The 19,791-nt window shown below is 40.4% G+C and carries 21 protein-coding genes; 10 read left to right on the top strand and 11 right to left on the bottom strand.

Features of this window, described 5'->3' with window-relative positions; translation table 11 throughout:
* Positions 1-19 precede the first annotated feature (19 nt).
* The 4 genes from lepB to aceK all read right to left on the bottom strand — a co-directional run bounded on the left by lepB (position 20) and on the right by aceK (position 4,269).
* Positions 20-670, bottom strand: coding sequence for a signal peptidase I (lepB, locus tag PSH41_RS03115; protein WP_004586775.1), 651 nt, complete (start codon positions 668-670; stop codon positions 20-22).
* Positions 671-807: 137 nt separating this feature from the next.
* Positions 808-1,062 (bottom strand): DUF2999 family protein, encoded by a 255-nt coding sequence (locus PSH41_RS03110; RefSeq protein WP_004586776.1) that lies wholly within the window; start codon positions 1,060-1,062, stop codon positions 808-810.
* Between the two features lie 103 nt (positions 1,063-1,165).
* Positions 1,166-2,128: a zinc-binding dehydrogenase gene (locus PSH41_RS03105; protein ID WP_273588348.1), complete on the bottom strand. Its 963-nt coding sequence runs from the start codon at positions 2,126-2,128 to the stop codon at positions 1,166-1,168.
* A gap of 365 nt (positions 2,129-2,493) precedes the next feature.
* Positions 2,494-4,269: a bifunctional isocitrate dehydrogenase kinase/phosphatase gene (gene aceK, locus PSH41_RS03100; RefSeq protein WP_273588349.1), complete on the bottom strand. Its 1,776-nt coding sequence runs from the start codon at positions 4,267-4,269 to the stop codon at positions 2,494-2,496.
* Between the two features lie 117 nt (positions 4,270-4,386).
* Here aceK and PSH41_RS03095 point away from each other — a divergent pair, with 117 nt between their 5' ends.
* From PSH41_RS03095 to PSH41_RS03085, 3 genes are all read left to right on the top strand, one after another.
* Positions 4,387-5,334 (top strand): LysR family transcriptional regulator, encoded by a 948-nt coding sequence (locus PSH41_RS03095; RefSeq protein ID WP_273588350.1) that lies wholly within the window; start codon positions 4,387-4,389, stop codon positions 5,332-5,334.
* A gap of 196 nt (positions 5,335-5,530) precedes the next feature.
* The gene (locus PSH41_RS03090; RefSeq protein ID WP_055255712.1) at positions 5,531-5,833 is read left to right on the top strand and encodes a hypothetical protein; all 303 of its coding nucleotides are present in this window, start codon (positions 5,531-5,533) and stop codon (positions 5,831-5,833) included.
* 598 nt (positions 5,834-6,431) lie between these two features.
* Positions 6,432-6,863, top strand: coding sequence for a hypothetical protein (locus tag PSH41_RS03085; RefSeq protein ID WP_004586781.1), 432 nt, complete (start codon positions 6,432-6,434; stop codon positions 6,861-6,863).
* Positions 6,864-6,875: 12 nt separating this feature from the next.
* Here the strand turns inward: PSH41_RS03085 and icd are convergent, their stop codons facing one another.
* Entirely contained in the window at positions 6,876-8,126 is a 1,251-nt protein-coding gene (gene icd / locus PSH41_RS03080; protein WP_248450877.1) for an NADP-dependent isocitrate dehydrogenase, read from the bottom strand.
* A 167-nt stretch (positions 8,127-8,293) separates the two neighbouring features.
* On the opposite strand from icd, the gene PSH41_RS03075 reads away from it, so the two are divergent.
* Positions 8,294-9,097 carry a M61 family metallopeptidase gene (locus PSH41_RS03075; protein ID WP_273588351.1) on the top strand — a complete coding sequence of 268 codons (804 nt, stop codon included), beginning with the start codon at positions 8,294-8,296 and terminating at the stop codon, positions 9,095-9,097.
* Here PSH41_RS03075 and PSH41_RS03070 read toward each other — a convergent pair.
* On the bottom strand, positions 9,094-9,639 hold the full coding sequence (locus PSH41_RS03070) for a dienelactone hydrolase family protein (RefSeq protein WP_264389359.1): 546 nt from the start codon (positions 9,637-9,639) through the stop codon (positions 9,094-9,096). The genes PSH41_RS03075 and PSH41_RS03070 overlap by 4 nt on opposite strands.
* 371 nt (positions 9,640-10,010) lie before the next feature.
* Between PSH41_RS03070 and PSH41_RS03065 the strand changes: the two genes are divergently transcribed.
* Positions 10,011-10,178: a hypothetical protein gene (locus PSH41_RS03065; RefSeq protein ID WP_024033460.1), complete on the top strand. Its 168-nt coding sequence runs from the start codon at positions 10,011-10,013 to the stop codon at positions 10,176-10,178.
* 131 nt (positions 10,179-10,309) lie between these two features.
* Positions 10,310-11,170 (top strand): transporter substrate-binding domain-containing protein, encoded by an 861-nt coding sequence (locus PSH41_RS03060; protein ID WP_273588352.1) that lies wholly within the window; start codon positions 10,310-10,312, stop codon positions 11,168-11,170.
* Between the two features lie 29 nt (positions 11,171-11,199).
* Here PSH41_RS03060 and PSH41_RS03055 read toward each other — a convergent pair whose 3' ends face one another.
* The 5 genes from PSH41_RS03055 to rnm all read right to left on the bottom strand — a co-directional run bounded on the left by PSH41_RS03055 (position 11,200) and on the right by rnm (position 14,760).
* Positions 11,200-11,775 (bottom strand): YceI family protein, encoded by a 576-nt coding sequence (locus PSH41_RS03055; RefSeq protein ID WP_273588353.1) that lies wholly within the window; start codon positions 11,773-11,775, stop codon positions 11,200-11,202.
* Position 11,776: 1 nt separating this feature from the next.
* Entirely contained in the window at positions 11,777-12,325 is a 549-nt protein-coding gene (locus tag PSH41_RS03050; RefSeq protein WP_273588354.1) for a cytochrome b, read from the bottom strand.
* 118 nt (positions 12,326-12,443) lie between these two features.
* Complete coding sequence (locus PSH41_RS03045) at positions 12,444-13,283, bottom strand: segregation and condensation protein A (protein ID WP_273588355.1); 840 nt, start codon at positions 13,281-13,283, stop codon at positions 12,444-12,446.
* Between the two features lie 5 nt (positions 13,284-13,288).
* Complete coding sequence (locus PSH41_RS03040) at positions 13,289-13,909, bottom strand: L-threonylcarbamoyladenylate synthase (RefSeq protein WP_004586789.1); 621 nt, start codon at positions 13,907-13,909, stop codon at positions 13,289-13,291.
* Positions 13,906-14,760, bottom strand: a complete 855-nt coding sequence (rnm, locus tag PSH41_RS03035) for an RNase RNM (protein WP_004586790.1) — start codon at positions 14,758-14,760, stop codon at positions 13,906-13,908. The genes PSH41_RS03040 and rnm overlap by 4 nt, the downstream gene beginning before the upstream one ends.
* 449 nt (positions 14,761-15,209) lie before the next feature.
* On the opposite strand from rnm, the gene PSH41_RS03030 reads away from it, so the two are divergent.
* The 4 genes from PSH41_RS03030 to trpCF are packed head-to-tail and all read left to right on the top strand — an operon-like array spanning position 15,210 to position 19,788.
* Positions 15,210-16,778 carry an anthranilate synthase component 1 gene (locus PSH41_RS03030; RefSeq protein ID WP_273588356.1) on the top strand — a complete coding sequence of 523 codons (1,569 nt, stop codon included), beginning with the start codon at positions 15,210-15,212 and terminating at the stop codon, positions 16,776-16,778.
* Between the two features lies 1 nt (position 16,779).
* Positions 16,780-17,382 carry an aminodeoxychorismate/anthranilate synthase component II gene (locus tag PSH41_RS03025; protein WP_054982635.1) on the top strand — a complete coding sequence of 201 codons (603 nt, stop codon included), beginning with the start codon at positions 16,780-16,782 and terminating at the stop codon, positions 17,380-17,382.
* Between the two features lie 11 nt (positions 17,383-17,393).
* Positions 17,394-18,431, top strand: a complete 1,038-nt coding sequence (trpD, locus tag PSH41_RS03020) for an anthranilate phosphoribosyltransferase (protein WP_248442123.1) — start codon at positions 17,394-17,396, stop codon at positions 18,429-18,431.
* Positions 18,424-19,788: a bifunctional indole-3-glycerol-phosphate synthase TrpC/phosphoribosylanthranilate isomerase TrpF gene (gene trpCF, locus PSH41_RS03015; RefSeq protein WP_054982637.1), complete on the top strand. Its 1,365-nt coding sequence runs from the start codon at positions 18,424-18,426 to the stop codon at positions 19,786-19,788. Before trpD ends, trpCF begins: the two co-directional genes overlap by 8 nt.
* Positions 19,789-19,791 lie beyond the last annotated feature (3 nt).

Here is a 19,791-nt window from a genome sequence, read left to right as displayed (position 1 = left end):
GTTAGCGCCCAAAACCGCCTTAAAGTAAGGGTTTTAAAAAGCGGTTTTTACGAGGTAAGTAATAATCGTCGTAATCAAGCGACACAATAATGCGCTCTGCTTTGCCAAGTAGTTCGCTGCGAGGGATCAAACCAATAACACGCGAGTCAGCACTGTGGTCGCGGTTATCACCCATTGCTAAATAATAATCTTCAGGAATAGTTATTTTATTAAAACCCGATAGCTGCGAAGGCGTATGCGCAACACGAATCGTGTGTTTGTGGCCATTTAAATCTTCTATTTTATCTAAAGAATCAATATTGCTTTGCAAGTTATTGTATTTAAGTTTAACGCCATTAATTTCTAGCTCGTTGTTATAAAGCGCTACCGTATCGCCAGGCACACCAATTACGCGTTTAATTAACCGGTTATCAGCAGCTTGTGAGTCAAATACAATAATATCGCCTGTTTGTGGGTCGGCTAATTTAACTAAAGGAATATGTGTAAAAGGGATGCGTATATCATAAGCCATTTTATCGGTTAAGATTCTGTCGCCTTCTAATATGGTGGGTTTCATCGAGCCTGTCGGTACTTCATACCAATCGGCAACTGCGCTTCTAAACACGCTCATCAGCGCAATAAATAAAATTAACGAACGGTTATTTTTCCAAAATTTATAAAGTGGCTTCATACCTAGTCCCTACCTATCATAAGTAATAGTATGACTAGCTTAATACCAAGCAGTTCAATGAATAATGTAACAAAAGTGTGGTGATTTTAGGTAGAATTACCAAGGCTTATGCCTTGGTAAGGAGTAATTTGTGAAGCTTATTGCTGGTTTAGCTTGTCTTTCGCTTCTTTTACTTTTTCAAAGTCTAGGCCGAGTTCGTCGGTGGCTTCTTTAATTAAGTGCGGCTGAGTCATAACCACGGCCATTAACTGCTGTAGTTTTTCAGGCGGAATACCAAGCTCTTGTACTAATGCCATTGCCATCATTGGGTTTTGTGTAAAGGCCTCGAACAATGCTTTTACTTTTTCGTCGCTTACATTGTGCTCTTTAAGTATTGCTAGTATTGGGTTCATTTTTAACCTTGTGTGTTTTGTACGTATTTTATATTTACTAAATTATATTAGCTGAGCCATGCATTAACAACGCCAACCCACGCCTCAGTGTTACATTGGGTGGTTATTCTACAAGTAATACCACTTTACCGGCATTTTCATTACGCTCTAAAATAGCATGCGCTTCGTTTGCATCGCTCCACGGTAGTGTTTTATACACGTTAAAGTCGTACTTTTTAGTAGCAATATCATTGTAAAAACGCGCAACTAAGTCATCGCGTAATTGGCGTTTAAACTCAATGCTACGGTTTCTAAGTGTTGATGCATGAAACGAAATACGTTTGCGTAATAGCGCTGCAAAATCAACCTCAGCAAAACGCCCATCTAAAAAAGCGAGCATAATAATTTGGCAATCCATGGCAGCAATAGCCGCATTTTTATTTAAATAACTGCCCGAAACAGGATCTACAATTGCATTTGCTGAAAGCTCATTTGCTTGCATATATTCTACAAAGTCAGTTGTTTTGTAGTTAATGGCATGATCGGCGCCAAGGGCTTTTGCATGCTCGCATTTTTCATCTGAGCCGGCAGTAATAACCACCGTTGCACCTGCACTTTTAGCCATTTGAATAGCCGCACCGCCTACACCACTTGCCCCTGCATGAATAAGCGCTGTTTGACCTTGTTGTAATTTACCAAGTTCAAAAAGCGCACCAAATGCTGTTAGGTACACTTCGCTAATAGCTGCACCTTCAACCATGGTTAAATCATCTGGCAATACCATTAATTGTTTAGCATCTATGGCAACGTATTCGCTGTAAGCCCCGCCTGCGCACAAGCTAAAAATACGTTTATTAAGCCAGCTTTTATCAACATCAAAACCAAGCTCAACCACTGTGCCTGCGCACTCTAAACCTAAAATGGGGCTATCCCCAGCTGGCGCTGGGTATTTACCTTGGCGCTGCATGCAATCAGCGCGGTTTACACCTATAGCAGACACTTTTACTAGCACTTCGTGGCTTTTTAAAACCGGTTTATCGGTTTCACTAAATGCAAGGGTGCCACCCTCATGAGAAATATATTTCATTAATGCTCCGTATTTAGCCTTTTAATTAGGGCCTGTTAACCTTTCAGGATTAAAATTTGTTCAATCTAGGGGCCATTTAATCGCGGCGCGAGGTTTGTAACCTAGTGGACTAAGTAAAAACCGAGCAAAGCTTCCGCGTCCTGCTCACGCCCCTTACCTACATCCATGTAGGCAACAAAGAGTCAATGGCCCCTAGGCAAAAACCCTTCGGGCAGCGCCTGTTTGGCATTTATGCTACGTTATCGCCTATTTATGGGGAACAACCACACTACATAGGCTCTGCCTTGCCTAATTACCAAACAGACGGCTGCAAATTTAACCTCGAAAGATAAACAGGCCCTAGCTAGACATGGGGTTAGTTATTTTTATTTAAACCGCCAGCTTTGTTTATAAGGGTATACGTCAGGTAAAAAGCCTGATTTAATTTGTTGTTGGCAAGCTTGCCAAAAATCGGCTAAAAACAGATCGTTATGTTCGCCGTTAAAATAGTTAAATGCCGTTTCGTTTGCGCTAAAAAACACCTTAAACTGACTGGGGAAAATATCGTTTTCTGCTATATCAAAATAACTGTTGGCGCTTAGCTCCTCTAGGTCGTTTTGTGCGCTAGGTACATCTCTAAAGTGGCAATCAGTCAATGGGCAAATTTCATCAAAGTCGTAAAAAACAACGCGCCCCCAACGGGTTACGCCAAAGTTTTTCATTAGCATATCGCCTGGGAATATATTTGCGCCGGCTAAGTCTTTAATCGCTTTACCGTAATCGGTCATAACCTGTTGTAATGCTTTGTTAGAGCAGTGATTAATGTATAAATTAAGCGGCATCATTTTTCGCTCAACATACACATGCTTTAAAATAAGCGCCTTACCCGATATAACCATGCTGCTGCCAATTTGTGATTTCATTTGCTTAAGTAACTCGTCGCTAAAGCGGCTGAGGTCGAACGCTAAATACCTAAATTCGTGTGTATCTACTAAGCGCCCTACGCGGTCGGCTTGCTTTACAAAGTTGTACTTGGCTTTTACTTGCGCTTTGGTGGCTGTTTTTGGTGCACTAAATTTATCTTTTATTACTTTATAAACGTAGTCAAGCCCTTCAATGGTAAATACCAGCATAACCATGCCGGGAGTACCTGGTGCTGTCACGTATTTAAAATTAGTAGGGCTATTTTTAGTGGTATCAACTTTGTAACGATAAAACTCTGTTTTAGCGTGCTTAATAAAGCCAATGGCGTTAAATAACTCAAAGCGTTTTTTATGAGGCATCAGCACGCTTAAGTAATCTACGTAACGCGCGGGTTGGTCGGTATCAACCATAAAATAGGTACGAGCAAAACCAAACAGTAAACTTAACTGATCGGCGCCCATCATTACGGCATCAAGCTTTAACCCTTTATTAGTATTTAATATGGCGATAGCAAAAGGCATATTATCGCCATTTTTAGCAATACAGCGCCCTATTAAGTAACAGGCTTTGTTTCTAAAAAATAATGAATTTGCGTATTCTATAAACCCGTCGTTTAAATTTATAAGCTCATACACTTGTTTGCATTGTTGCTTTGCACCGGCCATTAACGTTGTTTGCAATGCCTGTAAATCGGCGTTTAAATGGCTAAAAGGCACTCTAAAAGCTTGGCGGGTAATGAGCGTTTTTACAGCATGGTTAAACCCATCTTTAAACGATATTCTCCTTACTAAATTTTCATACGAACGCGGCTCGCTTCTGTATTTTGCTTTTAATACAAACAAATGTACGGTACGAATTTTTTTATCGTCCCAAATTGCACCAAAGGTAGAATTAAAAAAGGTATGTGCTATGGGTTTGTTTTCATGATTTTGCACCATATCGCCGTATATATTTTTAGCTAGCTGCCATGTTTGCGGGCAACTCAGTTCAGCGTAAGCAATTACTCTCACAGCTTCACTGACATTTTTTACTTCCCGTTCGTACACTTGTAAGCGTTCGCGCATGGCAGTTTGCACATCGTGATATTTTTGTTGTTCAAACCGGCTTTGCGCACCTAGGGTAATATTTAAAAACTGCGCAAACATTGCTTCAAAGCCTGCAAAAACAGCGCGGGCTAACTTAGTAGCAATAACTTGCTGTAGCGCATTATTGGTTTGATTAGTTAACAATTTTGACATGGTTACAGCACTTTTATTTTTACCACTTATAGCGGTTATTTTTTATTAATTGTTTACACCTTAGCAAGCAGGCTTTAATTTAGGTAATTAATAAAGCATATAAATAAAATTGATCATATGAATATACGTAACGTCGATCTCAACTTATTAGTGTACTTAAATGTGCTCATTGATGAAAAAAGTGTTTCAAAAGCGGCTAATAAACTCGCTCTAACACAACCTGCCATGAGTAACGCACTTAAACGATTACGTGATTTATTTGACGACCCATTACTTGTACGTGCCGCAGGCTCTATGACCCCCACCAGCAAAGCACTTAGCTTAAAGCCTGAAATAGAGTCTCTTTTAAAAATGGCAGAGGCGATTACTCAGCCCAGTGAGCAATTTAACCCAGCAACGGCAGAGGTGACTTTTAGAATAATGGCAAACGACTACATGGAGTCGACCTTAATTGCCCCCTTTATTACTGAGCAGTTAACTAAAAACCCGGGGGTTAATTTTGATGTACTGAGTCCAAGCGATGTAAACCTGCAAGATATGGAAAAAGGCACTATTGATTTAGGCATAAACCGGTTTAATGGCTTGCCCCGCTCGTTTCATCAGGCCAGTGTTTGGCGCGATAATTACTGCTGTTTAACCCACCCTAAAAATACCTTTTTACAGCACTCAAGCCTTGAAGATTATCTGCAAAAAGAACATGTTTGGGTAAACCGCGCTGGCTGGGGGCCAGAAGCTGCCGTTACCAATAAGTCAGGCAAGCAAAAACTAGGTTGGGTTGATGAAGCACTTTGGCAGCTAGAACAAACACGTAAAATACGGGTGTTTACACGCCACTACATGATTGCAAGTTTGCTATGCCAATCAGAGCAACTTATTGCTACTTTACCGCGCAGGCAGGCTAAATTATTAACCACGCATACCGATTTAGTCATTAGCCCAGTACCGTTTCAAATAGTCCCTATTGAGGTAAAAATGATATGGAGCCCGCTGCTTCACCATGCTCCCGCACACCAGTGGTTACGCCGTGAGCTGCTTGAGTTTGCTAAAACAATTGCTGATAGGTAATTAGTAATTTTCTTTAATTTAAAATTCTGATTACAGCTCAAAATGTATTAAAAAAGATTTAAGGAAAATCACTATCAACATTGATTACTCTAATTATTCACTTAAAGAATTACATGAAGCACTTGAAACTATTGATGCAAACAAATACCCGCAAAGATACAAACATCTAATAGAAGAGCTAAACAACCCAAAGAGAGTGGATCCTAAGGTTATAAAGCAATTAGAAATAACAGAGCAAAACTCAAAGAAAGAAGCCAAAGCATACGTAACTATTTTACTAGGCTTGTTTTTCATTCTATGGAGCTACTTTACTTATAATGATGGCGTTATACATAATAAAGGAGGGGAACGGGTAATTGCTTCTATCGAATCGAGCCCTAAAAAATTCTATTTTTTTATTTTTGGTGCAATAGGCTTAGGGTGTATAACCGTCGCGCACGGTATAGAAACGATAGTAAAACAAAAAAAAGCGCTCAAAAATAACAATTATGAAAAATAAAAAAGAATATCCTTACCTATGCGAAAGCCGCCTTAGCTATATTTATAGATGTATAAAATGTGGCGCATTTATTAAAAAGGGAATGCACGTGTGCTATCGGTGTGAACATGTTTTTTCTAAAGAAGATGTTGATATTATGATCAAACAGTATCGTAAAAATTATAAGAAAAACTGGCATCATAAACTTTATTTTGTCGTTTTTATCACAACTATTATATGCGCATTGCTCTTTTAAAAAATAAAAAAGCGCCATGGTATTCAACTTTGGGAAAATACCATGGCGCTTTTGAAATCGTAGAAATAGGAGTGAACCCTACCCTTTATATTTAGCAACCTTGATGCCAACCCACCAAAAAAATAAAAAACACTTAAAATCAAACATCTAATTAAATTATGCTTTTAATTATTATCTAGTGTGTCCCAGTTTTGTGCATTTTTATAGGTATTTGCACCACTTTAATTAAGCATGCTAAGTGGTTTTTGGTTTGTTGTCATTTACTATTGATAAAATCAATGTCAGTTATTGAAAACAACAATTTCATTAATAATACACTTAGCGCTAAAGTGAAGTTAAGCCAACAAACTAAGAGTAATGATTATGACAACATCAAGCTTCACACAACAAGACGGGTTATTTATTGACGCTAATTTACATCAGTTTATTACCCAACAGTTATGCACTAAAACCAATGCAGCTGAGACATACCAAGCACTTGCTACCTTGGTTGATGAGTTTGGTTGTAAGTGCCGTAAAACAAAGCACCAACCAGATGACATTTTAGAAGTAGATACGCTACTGCATGCGTATCAGCGTAAAAACCACCCGCTTTGCCATGTAGATGCACAAACAACCGAGGCAGTACTTGATGAATACTGCTGCCAAGTACCGGCTATTATTGTAGTTGCATTAATGGATACGCTTAGCGGTACTCAGTGCGATGAACCTAATGCACACGATATTTACCACCGCGCTGCACAGCTTACTAATCGCCCATGTGTACACAAGGCAAAAACAGCCACAGCGGCCTAGTAATGGAGTTGCTTAAAAATACTCGATAACCTTTTGTGCAAAATCACTGCAGCTTAGGGTTGTCGAGTTATTAATATTTTGCGCTAAATCAAAGGTTACATTACTGCTTTTGAGTGCTTGTTCGAGCGCTTGTTCAATCAGCGTTGCTGCCTCATCCCAGCCCATAAACTTAAGCATTAAAACGGCACTTAAAATACTGCTACTTGGATTTGCTTTGTTTTGCCCTGCAATTCTCTCAAACGTACCATGGGTTGGTTCAAAAAATGCCACATCGTTATTTAAATTAGCAGCCGGCATAATGCCCACTCCGCCAACTTGTGCGCTGAGCATATCTGCTAAAAAATCGCCATTTTGGTTTGTGGTTGCTACCACATCAAATTGCTCTGGGTTCATTAAACATTGTTGCAGCATGTTATCGGCTATCACTTCTTTAATAATCAAAGGCGATTTATTAGCGCGTGGTATTTCAAGCCAGCGTCCGTTTTCGTGTGGGGTAGCGTTAAACTCATTTTGGGCTAAGGCAAACCCCCAACGTTTAAAGGCACCATCGGTAAATTTAAGTACATTTCCTTTATGCACAAGCGTTAACGATTCGCTGTTATTTTTAAGGGCGTAATTAATTGCATAGCGTACTAGGCGCTCGGAGCCTTCTTTAGATATATTTTTTATACCTATGCCACACTCTTGAGAAAACCTTAGGCGCGTTACTCCCATTTCTTCACATAAAAAGTCGAGCATTTTCTCGCTCTCTACGCTGCCCGCTTGCCACTCTATTCCTGAATATACATCTTCGCTGCTATCACGCAGCACTGTTATATTAGTTAAAAATGGATTTTTTAACGGCGATGGCAACGCACTTAACCCTTTAACAGTGCGCATATTTACAAATAAATCCATTTCGTGCCTTAGCGCCACATTTAATGAGCGAAAACCGCCGCCAAGAGGTGTAGTTAGCGGCCCTTTAATTGCTATTTTGCACGCACGTACTGCGTTAATCGTCTCCTCTGGGAACCAATCGCCATCATATAACTTTGCTGCTTGCTCGCCGTTATATACTTGCATCCAGTGAATTTTTCGCTCCTTTGCATAACAGTGTGTAATGGCATTATTCACCACATGCTGCATGGCCGGTGTGACCTCTTGCCCAACCCCGTCACCATTAATATAAGCAATAATAGGGTTTACAGGCACATGCCATTGGCCTTTAGCATCAATAGTAATATTTTGTCCGTGCTCAGGGATTTTAATATGCTGATAAGCCATGGTTAATACCTATACTAAAAATAGTGTTACCTGATTAAATCATGCTTGATTGAGCATGTATGCAATTTGCTTTTTATAATTGATATTAGTTAAAAAAATAACGAATAACATGTGCTTAATTACGTAAATAGTGGGTCTAGTATTAAGCGCGTATTTAGGAGGTATAAATGAAGTTATTTTGGCTGTTATTGCTATTAATGTGCTCTTTAAAAGCCTCAGCTGTTGATGTGGTTATTCATAATTTAGACGCACTGACTACAAAGGGTCAAAAAACGGTAGCTACATGGGTAAATCAAAGCCTTGAAAAAACACAAAATACTTTAGGGCCATTGCAACAAAGCACCCTCCCTATTTATTTAAAGCCACAATATTTTGCTTTTGAACCCGTGCCATGGGCTAGCGTAAAACGAAATAATCCCGATGGATTAGAGCTGCATATTGACCGCTACGCAAGTTTAAATGCATTTACAAAAGATTGGACGCTTTACCATGAGCTCTCTCATTTATATTTACCACTACTGCCTTACTCTGGCTTTTGGTTAAGCGAGGGGTTTGCCAGTTACATGCAAAACGTAATAATGCGCAACAGCGGTGTCATTAGCCAAGCGCAATTTGTTCAGCGCCTAAACGCAGGGTTTGAGCGAGCACGCTTACAAACTAAAACAAAGCAGCAGCCACTTAATAAACTTTCAAGTGATATGTGGCAGCAACGTGCACAACAGCGGGTTTATTGGACAGGGGCAGCATTTTTTGTAGAAGCCGATTTAGCCCTTCACAAACAAGGTAAAAGCGTTGCCGCTATAATAAAACAATACCAACTATGCTGCAGAGCTGCGCGCACAAGTGCTAAAACGCTCATAAAAGAGTTAGATAAGCTCTCACGCAGTAGTATTTTTACTACCTTGTACGCGCAATATAATACGCGTACCGACTTTCCTGTTATTACTAAAACGCAGCTAAATACACTTTAAGTGCTTTTAATAAGTGCGCAATACTCATCATATGCTTTTACATTGTAATTAGTTGAGTAAGCATTCATAAAACCATGCAAAAACGGTGTTTTGTTACACGTAACTTGGCTTTTACTGGCTAAAGTACTTATCACTTCATCTACATTAAAATGCATTTCGGTATGTGGAAAAATAAACGTACAAGGTACTTTTGCCGCAATATCTAAATGATTTCTAATTTGTGAAGGGTAAAAGCCAATCAGCTTTTTTAGGTGTGGATTGCCTGTTAATAACTGTGCGCGCCACGCGGCACTTGCGCCTGCACTAAACCCTATACAGGCTGTTGGCTCTGTAAGGTTATTAAATACATTTAAGAGCTTAGCTACGTAATTGTCATGGCCACAGTCATTTATAAATTTATTATAATAATACTTTTCACTATCAATGGGTTGCAGTTCTCCTTTGTAGGGGTCTATAACCTCTGTATTGGCTTGCATAATATCTAACAACCTCATTAAAGGTGCTGTTAAACCATAAATATCGCTGACTATTATGTAATTCATACTTACCTTTTTAGGGTTAAAATCCATGCGTTTAAGCAGTTGATAAAATTAAGTATAAATAATTTTTAAATAAATAGCTTGCACACATTTTTTATTTAGGTTACCTTTCCTCTCTGGTCTTAAAAAACCACCGCGGTTAACCTTTTTACCCTGATCCAGTAAGCCCCGCAAAACGTATATTTTAGAGCTAAGTTATTGTACGGCGAGAACCCCTATTAATACCTTGATGATTTTTTTAATATCATCGCAAAAGTGTCATAAAGATCGTCAACACTGTAATGAAGCTAAACACAACATCGTTAATTTATTAACTGCATTTGGCTATAAAAAAATAGCGCAGAGTAAATAACAAGAATAAAGTGAGTTTTATTATGTCTTATAAATACAATGGATCTATGATCCAAATTGCCCATCCGGTGCAATCAATTTCTGTAAACAAACAACGTGTTATTTTTAGTGATACACAAGGTTTGAAAAACGCAATGTTTCAAAAAGCAAGCGAAGCGCGCGAATTTGTAAAGTGGTTAAAAGCCAACTAATCATTGCGAGCAATTAACTGCTTAAGCAGTTAATGTTAATAAAATGTGCCAGCTTTGTAGCTGGCATTTTACTTTGTTGCACTTAATTGACTACAATAGCGATACTTTCATTGTTTTAGGTAGTTGTAGTAATGCTCCGTGCATTTTTGTGTATCACCTTATATTTAAGCATTTCTTCAGTCAGTTACGCCCACACGATTAACTGGCTAACGCACGACTTTGCGCCCTATTACATTTTAAATGGAAAATACCAACACCAAGGGCGTGATGAAAGCGTTATAACCTTACTCGAGCAACAACTTGAGCACATCACGTTTAATCGCCTTGTTATCCCCTCTGGCAAAGTAACGCAAGAACTAGCCAATAAATCAGCCACACATTGTGCCCTATCACTTTATAAAAATGCATTTAGAGAAAAGTTTATTCACTTTAGCGAGCAAAGCTCAACCACGGGCCTTTCACCTTCCATTGCTATGCATAAAGGTTTGGCGCATTCACTAGAAGTGCCTAACTCAGAGCCGGTGTCGTTGCAGGATTTACTAGCAGAAAAAAAGCTCACGTTAGGTGTATCTATGAACCGCTCATACGGCGAGCAACTCGACAATGTAATAAATAACACCGCCGATGTTGATATTGTTATTCGCCCAACGCGAAATAGTTTAGCCAGCCTTACCTATATGCTTAATTTAAAGCGCTTAGATATTTTATTAGGTTACCCAAGTGAGCACCATTACTTAGCTAAATCTATGTACTTTGAAGAAAACCTAACTCAGCGAGCGATAGTTGAAGCGCCACCGTTAAGTTATGGTTATATTGGCTGCACTAAAAATGAGCAAGGTGCTAAAAATATTCAACTATTAGATGAGCAATTAAAAAAAATTAAGCAAACCGAGCAATACCACCAAGTAATGTTACGCTGGTTGCCCCCACATTTAAAACCCTTATTAGAATCAAGAATTCACGCTACAAAAAACAAAAACGCCACTAACTAAAGTGGCGTTTTAATTTAATCTACGCTTTATTATTTGCGTACACCTTCAATAGACAGCCCAATATCAACATGGGTAGACGCCGAGCCTAAATTATAATCAATGCCGTAATCGGACAGTTTTAAACTGGTTTCGCCCTCAAAACCAGCACGGTAGCCACCCCAAGGGTCTTGCCCTTCACCTACTTTATCCATTTTAAACGTAATGCGTTTAGTTACGCCATGTAAAGTAAAGTCACCCGTTACTGTGGCTGTATCATCATCGGTAAATTTCACATTGGTGCTTTTAAATGTTGCTGTTGGGTATTTATCCACATTTAAAAAGTCTTTACCGCGTAAGTGTTTATCACGCTCAGCATGGTTAGAGTCTAAACTTGCTGTATCTATATTTACTAAAATATTAGACCCTGTTTGCGCTTTAGCGTCGTAACTGAAGCTGCCATCAAAACGGTTAAATCGCCCGTGCAGCCAGCTGTAGCCTAAATGCTTAATTTTAAAGGTAACAAATGCATGCGCCCCTTGCGTATCAATTACATAATTTGCTGCATTTGCAGTAGCCGATAACATCATTACACCCGATAGAGCTGCAGTTACTAGTCGTTTTTTCATGTTAGTATTCCTTTGGTTTGATCATTCTCGTTAAGGTTTTATCTTTATCAATAAAGTGGTGCTTTAATGCCCCCAGTGCATGCAAAACAGCCAAGCCAATTAATGTACACGCACCGTAGTAATGAATTTTTCCGGCAATATCGGCTTGTCCATCAAAGTTATAATCCAGAGCTGGTACATTAAATATCGAAAAAACGGCGATTGCTCTGCCATCAGCGGTAGAAAGCAAATAACCCGCCACCACAATGACTGCTAAAATTAGGTACATAACAATATGCGCTGTATGTGCAATGTGGTTTACTGTTTTATTTTGACTAAGGAGGCGAGGTTTCGGGCTGGATACGCGCCACAAAATTCTAAAAATAAGCACTGCGGCGAGCGTTATACCTATACTTTTATGTAAATCCAGTGAGCCTTTATACCAGCTATCGTAATAGGTTAGCTCAACCATGTATAAGCCCAAGCCAAATAAACCAAACACGGTAAAAGCCATCAACCAGTGTAAAATAATGCCAATAAGGCCATAAGATGTGGGCGTATTTTTAAACATGTGGGTTCCTCTAAATTCAATAATTTAAGAATATAGAGGGTGAAGAAAAACTAAAATAGCGTATACAAACAACATCTGTGCATATACGCACATACAACTTGAGCTACAGTTTTACTAATTAGCTATTTGGTGTGTCGGTAAGGTTTATGTAAATTAGGCTATCAGGTGAGACTTGCAAACAGCTAATTAAGCCTTCTTTTATAAGCTCAAGCATAGCAATAAAGCTAACCACTACACCGCTTCTCCCTTCACTAAGGGTGAATAAATCGCTAAACGGCAGCGCTTTTTTTGCGTTACTCAGCTGGGCTAAAATTTGGCTCATCCGTTCACGGGTAGAGAGGATTTCTGCGGTCACTTGGTGATGCTCAAATGTTTTGGCGCGCGCCATCACGTCGCTCAGTGCTAACATTAAATCTTTTAACTCAAGCTCTGGCAGGTTTTGAGCGGTATTTTCAATAACCGGCATAGTTGCATGTGCAACAAAAATATCACGGCCTACACGGGGGATGGCATCTATATTTTCGGCTGCTTTTTTAAACTGCTCGTATTCTTGTAAACGCTTGATCAGTTCTGCGCGGGGGTCTTCCTCTTCTTCGAGCTCCTCGTGCACAGGCAATAACAGACGCGATTTTATTTGCGCCAATAACGCTGCCATTACTAAGTACTCACCGGCAAGTTCTAACTGAAACTCATTCATCATTTCTACATAACTGACATATTGCTCAGTAATGCTAAAAATAGAGAGTTCGAGCACATCTAACTTGTGCTTTTTTATTAAATACAGCAGTAAATCAAGCGGTCCTTCAAAGGTTTCCAAAATAATTTCAAGTGCATCGGGCGGAATGTATAAATCTTCAGGTTTATCTACAACGGCTTTGCCATGCAAAAAAGCCAGTGGCAGCTTTTGCTGCACTGGCTCACTTTGAGTCTTTTTTTCGCCCTGTGTTGTATCACTCACAAAGGTTACTCAAACGGGCTGGTATCGCCACATCCTACACGCAAAATGTGAATATCATCTTCTGATAGGTCAATAACCGTGGTTGCTTGCTCTGCAAGGTGTCCGCCGTCAATAATTAAATCTACGTGTTTATCTAAACGCGTTAAAATTTCATCTGGATCTGATTCTGTAAACTCTTCTCCAGGTAAAATTAACGAACACGACATTAACGGCTCCCCAAGCTCTGCAAGTAATGCACATGCAATTGGATGCTCTATAACGCGCATACCAATGGTTTTTTTCTTATCGTTTAATAACCGCTTTGGCACCTCTTTTGTGCCTTTAAAAATAAAGGTGTATGGCCCTGGCGTATTATTTTTAATAAGCCTAAACATTTGGTTATCTACACGGGCATAAGTTGCCAGCTCAGATAAATCACGGCATACCAGCGTAAAGTTATGGTGTTTTTCTATTCCACGAATACGCTCAATGCGCTCTTTTGCTTGCTTATTACCTAGGTTACACCCTATTGCGTAGCCCGAATCTGTTGGGTATACAACAACCCCGCCCTGTTTAATAATATCAACCGCTTGGCTAATAAGTCGTGGCTGTGGGTTTGCTGGGTGAATATGAATTAATTGACTCATGATAATGCTCCTTCTTGCCCTTCCCACACTTGCCAAACCCCTTGGCAGTCTTTGGGTAAGTATAAGTTTTTACCTAGCTCTAAATAACTAGTTGGAAAATGAAAGTCAGAACCTTGCGAGCACAGTAAACCGTACTCTTGGCTCAATTGCCCTAAAAATTGGCGTTCAGTAGGCGCTTGTTGCGGCTGCGCAACTTCCATGGCATCGCCCCCGTCACTTTTGTATTGCACAAGTAGCTTACGTAACCATTTATTAGACATTTGATAACGCCCTGGGTGTGCAAGTACTGCAACCCCGCCCGCAGCATGAATGGCGCTAATAGCTGTTTGCATATCACACCAATTGCTTGGAACATAACCTGTTTTGCTGCGCCCTAAGTATTTTTTAAATACCCCAGGAAAATTTTTAGCTACGCCTCTTTCAATCAATGCACGCGCAAAATGAGCACGGGTTATTTGGGCGTTTTCTGCCAGCGCCTTGGCTTGCTCGTAAATGCCATCAAAACCGTTTTTTGCCAGCCTTTTGCCTATTTCAATAGCGCGTTCGTCACGCTTTTGCTGCTGCGCCGATAACAATGATGTAAGGGCATTGTTATTTATATCAATATTTAGCCCAACAATATGTATTTCAAAGCTTTCCCACTTGGTAGAAATTTCTACGCCAGATATAAGCTTAAGCGGTAAGTTTTCTGTTTCGATAAACGCTTTTGCCGGCGTAATAGCAGCCACAGTGTCGTGATCGGTTATCGCAAACACATCAATGTTTTTTTCTACGGCGCGGTTTAATAATTGCTCAACTGTTAAATGTCCGTCTGAATGCGTTGTATGGCTGTGTAAATCGTATTTTATCAAAAGAAAACTGCTTAAATTTAAGGGTAATAGATGTTTATATAAGTATAACAACTTTTTTGACTAAATTGTTTTAAATAAACACTTGACACAAAAGCGCTAAATACGTTTTACTGTAGCCACTTTAAGACACATTAAGAATTAATAAAAATGATCAATTCAATTCAACACACTATTTGGTGGTGGCACTCATAATTTTTGGGTGATGAATTGTCGTGTCTAGCAAATATTCAAAACCCGCAACTATGCGGGTTTTTTTATAACTAAATTTTACGTATTTAATTTTTTATTTTGAGGCAAAAAAACATGAATAACGGTCTTACTCTTACACATCGTTGGTGGTGGCGCCTGATATAGCGGGACGGTAATGATCTGTTTGTAATTTAGATATCGTTATTCAAACCCCGCATTGCAAAAGCATTGCGGGGTTTTATTTTTTGAGGGAATGAGGTTTGATTTTTAGTCATATAACTACCACACCAGGCGAAGTTACTAGCATAACGCAAGTGCGCGACTACATTAGTAGCCCACTTGCACTTTATGCAGCACTTGATAAGCCTAATTCGCTACTGCTTGAATCAGCCGAAATTGATTCTAAAGACAGTGTTAAAAGCTTAATTTTAGTTGACTGCGCGCTGCGCATTGTTTGCCAAGGTAAAACCGTCACGGTAAGTGCTCAATCTAATAACGGTAAACAGTTACTGCCGTACTTAAGAGCCAATGTGCAAAGCTGCGATGCAACCTTAACCGACACAAGCCTAACCCTTGTTTATAAAGGCGGCTCTAATGACATTGACGAGGCAAGTAAACTGGTTGCCGATAATGCATTTAGCGCACTACGCACCTGTATAAACAGTATCAAAAGCACCACCGAAAACCCGTTTTCGGTATTTTTAGGCGGTGTATTTGCCTACGACATGGTCGCTAATTTTGAGCAGCTAAGCGACGTACCCGATGGCGAAAACACCTGCCCAGACTACGTATTTTACTTAGCCGAAACCTTAGTGGTTATCGATCATCAAAAACAAACTACCGAGCTTATTGGTAATGTGTTTAATGGCCCAGACGTACACGCTAATTGTTTTGAAGTAGGTAAAGAGCTAGAACGATTAAATGCCTTATGCGACAAAGCAGAAGAGTTTAGTGCGCCTATGCAAACAGGTACCTGCGATGTAAGTGTTGATATAAGCGATGAAACTTACTGCGAGCAAGTGGTTAAGCTTAAAAAGAACATCGTTGATGGTGATATTTTTCAGGTTGTGCCTTCGCGCACGTTTTCACTGCCCTGCCCTGATTCATTGCACGCATATAGCCAGCTTAAAAAGCAAAATCCAAGCCCTTATATGTTTTATATGCGCGATGAAGAATTTGCTTTATTTGGCGCCTCACCTGAGTCTGCGCTTAAATACGAAGTGCAAAGCAAACAAGTTGAAGTTTACCCTATTGCCGGTACTCGCCCACGTGGAAAATTTGCCAATGGCGCAATCAACCCAGATTTAGACAGCCGTATAGAGCTTGAACTAAGAAACGATCAAAAAGAGCGTGCAGAGCATTTAATGCTCGTTGATTTAGCTCGTAACGATGTGGCACGCATTAGTGTAGCCGGCACGCGCCATGCAAAAGAGCTATTAAAAGTAGACCGCTACTCGCAAGTAATGCACTTGGTTTCTCGCGTGGTGGGCACATTAAAGCCTGAGCTTGATGCACTACACGCCTACCAAGCGTGTATGAACATGGGCACGCTGGTAGGCGCTCCTAAAGTACGTGCCGCCGAACTTGTACGCCAAATCGAAGGCAAACGCCGTGGCAGCTACGGTGGCGCAGTGGGCTATTTAACAGGCGATGGTGCAATGGATAGCTGCATTGTTATTCGCTCAGCGTTTGTTAAAAATAATACCGCGTATGTGCAAGCAGGTGCCGGTGTCGTTTACGATTCTGATCCGCAAGCCGAAGCTAACGAAACCCGCGCTAAAGCCCAAGCGGTGATCACCGCCATAAAATCGACTTATGAGGCGGTATAAAATGAGCACAGCAAACCCAATGAAAATATATTTTTTAGATAACTTTGATTCGTTTAGCTACAACCTTGTTGATGAACTAACCATGCTGGGCTGTGAGCTTGTGGTATACAGAAATAACATACGTGCAGAGGTTATTTTTAATAAAATGCGTCAAGAGCCTGGGCAAGTATTATTAGTGCTTTCGCCAGGACCTGGTGCACCCAGTGATGCAGGTTGCTTAATGGAATTAATCGAACTGGCTAAAGGCCACTTCCCCATGCTGGGCATTTGTCTAGGGCAACAAGCACTTACACAAAGTTATGGCGGAGTAATCGGCCACGCTGGCGAAACCGTACATGGTAAGTCATCAATCATTAATTTAAACCCGCATCCGGTGTTTGAAGGAATGGGCAACACCATGCCCGTAGCCCGTTACCATTCATTAATGGCAACCAAGGTACCTGAAAATATTGAGGTAATTGCACAATTTGACGATATTCCTATGGCCATATATCACCACGACGATAAAGCGTTAGGTTATCAATTTCATCCTGAGTCAATACTTACGCCAAATGGTGCAATGCTACTTCAACAAAGTGTTGCGTACTTAACGCGCACCAACTAATAGAGGACATTATGAGTACCCAAGCACAAGAGACCATAAATGTTCAATACGCTATTGAGCAACTTATTCAAGGCAAGTCGTTAAACTATGCCCAATCAAACGCATTATTTAACCAAATAATGCAAGGTAACATGAGCGAAATAGAGCTCACTGCATTGCTAATCAGCCTTAAAATAAAAGGCGAAGTAAGCGATGAAATTGCCGGCGCTGCAGCGTCAATGCGAGAAAACGCCGTTGCCTTTACAACCGCTAGCACGCAACTTGCCGATAGCTGCGGCACCGGGGGCGATGGCTCAAACACGATTAATATTAGTACTACCGCGGCTATTGTTGCAGCTGCCGCGGGTATTAATATGGTAAAACATGGTAATCGCAGTGTATCGAGTAATTCGGGCTCTGCTGATTTATTAAAAGCACTGGGCATTAATATTGATATGAGTCCAGCACAGGCTGCACAGTGCCTTGAACAAACCCATTTTACCTTTTTGTTTGCACCGCATTATCACAGTGGTGTACGCCACGCAATGGGCGTACGTACTGCGCTTAAAACACGTACCATTTTTAATATTTTAGGCCCGCTTGCTAACCCTGCTGCACCACACGTGCAATTACTGGGTGTTTACGATGAGTCTTTATGTATGCCAATGGCGCAAACACTTAAAACATTAGGCACTAAGCGCGCGATGATAGTGCATGGTTCTGGCACTGATGAAATAGCCCTGCACGGCCCAACTAACGTAGTTGAGCTAAACAATGGCGAAATAACGCAGTACACATTAAACCCAAGCGACTTTGACCTTGCAAACTATTCACTTGAACAACTAGCCGGTGAAGGCCCACAATACAACGCAAATGCGAGCCTTGCTATTTTACAAGGTAAAGGCAGTGATGCGCACAATGCTGCAATCGTGGTCAATGTGGCTGCACTTTTATACCTAAGCGGTAAAGTACAGTCATTAAAAGAAGGCGCACAACAGGTACAAACATTACTAAGTTCAGGCAAAGCCATGAACACATTAAATGCAATTATTGAGGTAAGTCATGGCTAATGTATTAGACAAAATTGTTGCTGATAAAAAACAAGAGCTAATAGAGCGTAAAGCCGCGCGCCCACTAGAGAGCTTTAAACACCTAGCAGTGCCAACCAGCCGCAGCTTTTATAAAGCGTTAGCAAAGCCGGGTACGCAGTTTATTTTAGAATGTAAAAAAGCATCTCCTTCAAAAGGGCTAATAAGAGAGCCGTTTGATTTAACCGAGATCACCTCTGTTTATAAAAAATACGCCAGCTGCATGAGCGTACTTACAGATACTAAATACTTTCAAGGTAGTTTTGATTATTTAGAGTTTGTACGTAGCCAAGTAGAGCAACCACTTATTTGTAAAGACTTTTTTATTGATGAGTACCAAGTTTACATGGCACGTATTTATGGCGGCGATGCTATATTACTAATGCTTTCAGTGCTTGATGATGAACAATATAAAGCGCTACATGCAGTTGCCGACTCGCTTAACATGTCGGTATTAACCGAAGTAAGTAACGAAGAAGAAGTGCACCGTGCCCTTGCACTTGATGCGCAAATTATTGGTATTAATAACCGTGACCTTCGCGATTTAAGCACTGATTTAGCAACCACCGAAAAGCTACGTAAACTCATCCCACAAGATAAAGTAGTTATTTCAGAGTCGGGCATTTACACTCATCAAGATGTTAAACGTTTAGCGCCATTATGTGATGGCTTTTTAATTGGCAGTTCTTTAATGGCTGAGCGCGATTTAGAACAAGCCTGCAAAAAAGTGATTTTAGGTGATAACAAAGTGTGCGGTTTAACCCGAGCACAAGACGTACAGGCCGCTTACAACAACGGCGCAGTGTACGGTGGACTCATTTTTTACCCTAAATCGCCTCGTTATGTTGATTTAGATTGTGCGATTGAGCTGAGCCAAAGTGCGCCACTTAAATTTGTCGGTGTTTTTGTTAATGCAAGCCCGCAGCAAGTGGTACAATACGCGCACGAACTAAAACTTGCCGCAGTACAATTACACGGTCAAGAAAGTGACGATTACATTGCCGCATTACGTACACAGTTACCTAAAGGTTGTGAAATTTGGAAAGCACAGGCAATTAAAGATACATTGCCAACCCCAGCTACGGGCGTAGACCGCCATCTTTATGATACCCACAGCGATACACAAGCCGGTGGTACAGGTAAAGCATTTGATTGGGCAGTACTGCGCGACGCAACAACCCCCTTTATGCTAGCGGGTGGCTTAAATCCAGACAATATAAAAGACGCGCTTTCTCAAGGTGCCCTAGGCCTTGATTTAAATTCAGGCGTTGAAGAATCTGCGGGTAAAAAGTGCCCTATCAAATTACAAAATGCTTTTACAAGCATCAGAAATTATTGAGGT

It is taken from the genome of Pseudoalteromonas sp. CST2 (genome assembly GCF_028599385.1).
GTDB lineage: Bacteria > Pseudomonadota > Gammaproteobacteria > Enterobacterales > Alteromonadaceae > Pseudoalteromonas > Pseudoalteromonas atlantica.
This window is presented reverse-complemented; position numbering and strand designations above follow the sequence as displayed.